Raw genomic sequence first — 536 nt, forward strand, 5'->3', positions numbered from 1 at the left:
CGTTAATGGTGTTCCGGCGGTGACCTACTCTCCCACACCCTCCCGGGTGCAGTACCATCGGCGCTGTGGGTCTTAGCTTCCGGGTTCGGGATGGGACCGGGCGTTTCCCCCACGCTATGACCGCCGTAACCCTTGCTCCGCCACCGTGCCCGCTGTTGGCGGGGGTGGGGAAAACTGTGGTTACAACATCTGTGGTGTTGTTATTTTGTTGTGGTTTTGTTCCTGTCGCAACAGTGCCGTCGGTGACGGGTTTGTTGGTTGGGAACCACATAGTGGACGCAAGCAGTCTTGTTTCTTTGTACCCTTCCCATGGTGTGAACGTCTTTTGAATCCGTTCACGGGAAGAGTGTGTGGTGTAAGTTATCGGCCTATTAGTACCGGTCAGCTTCACGAGTCGTTAGTCCTCGCTTCCACATCCGGCCTATCAACCCAGTGGTCTGGCTGGGGGCCTCTCACACACAAGGTGTATGGAAATCTCATCTCGAAGCGAGCTTCCCGCTTAGATGCTTTCAGCGGTTATCCCATCCGAACGTAGC

Annotated in this window: 2 rRNA genes; both read right to left on the minus strand. The window is 55.6% G+C overall.

The features are described 5' to 3' along the window. Positions 1 to 11: 11 nt before the first annotated feature. Positions 12 to 128 (minus strand): 5S ribosomal RNA (gene rrf, locus AC1D1A_RS20885). Positions 129 to 350: 222 nt separating this feature from the next. Continuing rightward, positions 351 to 536: ribosomal RNA gene (locus AC1D1A_RS20890) — 23S ribosomal RNA — on the minus strand; the annotation flags it as partial.

Source organism: Arthrobacter sp. P1_B9, from assembly GCF_056406495.1.